The organism is Actinospica acidithermotolerans (assembly GCF_018139625.1).
Lineage (GTDB): Bacteria > Actinomycetota > Actinomycetes > Streptomycetales > Catenulisporaceae > Actinospica > Actinospica acidithermotolerans.
On sequence record NZ_JAGSOH010000274.1, the window covers coordinates 1 to 1066 of the forward strand.

A 1066-nucleotide genomic window follows, 5' to 3' on the forward strand; every position below is an offset into this window, starting at 1 on the left:
GGCGCGGGCTTCGGCGCGGCGGCCGGAGAAGGGTTCGGCGGGGCGGCTGGCAATGGGGGCGGCCCGGCGTTCGGCACGGGCTTCGGCGCGGCGGGCGGTGACGGGTTCGGCGCGGGCTTCGGCGAGGCGGGGCGGCTGGCCTCGACGGTGGATCGGCTGCGCGGCCAGGTGCGCGAGGCGCATGCCGCGGCGGACGGGCGTGCGCTGATCGAACTCGCCAAGGGCATCCTCATCGAGCGGTGGCACTTCGGTCCCGCGGAGGCCGCCCGCCAGCTGGCCGAGCTCGCCGACCAGTCCGGCATGTCCGTGCTCGAACTCTCGGCCGACATCATCAACCAGTCCGCGCGGGACCGGGTGGCGCAGATCGCCGCCGACTTCCTGCAAGGCACCAACGCCCCGAGCGAGCCCGATCGGGCGGCGCTGGCGGTCCGGCTGCGCGCCGCGGAAAGCGCCGCGCTGGCGGCCGGCGACACCCAGACGATCGCCGAATCCCTGCTGCTGCACGCCCTGGCACCGCTCGGCGCGAACGCCGTCGCCGTCTGGAGCGTCAACGGCGACGGCTCGCTGCTGCTGAGCGGCCACGCCGGATTCGGCGACGACGAGGCGGCCCGCTGGCGGTATGTGCCGCCCGGTGTGACGACCGTGGCCCGCCAGGCGATCGCCGGCCGGAGCACCGTGCGCCTGGAATCGGTCGGCGGCGTGCCGTCCATCGGCTCCCAGCGATACCCGTCCGGCGGCCGCATGGCCATCTGCGCCGGCACCGGCGGCCGCATCCACGGCGTGCTGGAGATCTGCTGGCCCGGCGCACTCAGCCCGCAGCCCCCGGCGGTCGAACGGCAGCTGGAGGCTTTGGCGGAGCTCTGCGCCCACACGCTGGAGACCCTGCCGACCGTCCCGCTCTCGCCGGCGGACGCCGCCGAGCCGGATCCGTCCGCGCTGGAGCTGGCCGACCTGGCCGACGGGCTGCACGACCCGGCCCTCGTCCTCACGCCGCACCTCGACGGCGACGGCCGGCTCGTCGACTTCCGCATCCGCCACGCCAACGTCCGCTTCAACGATCCGGCCG

General features: G+C 75.9%; 1 protein-coding gene. It reads left to right on the forward strand.

The window, feature by feature from the left end; translation table 11 throughout:
* Nucleotides 1-1066, forward strand: a 1066-nt coding sequence (locus tag KDK95_RS34630; protein ID WP_212522585.1) for an ANTAR domain-containing protein, incomplete at both ends; no start/stop codon positions are given.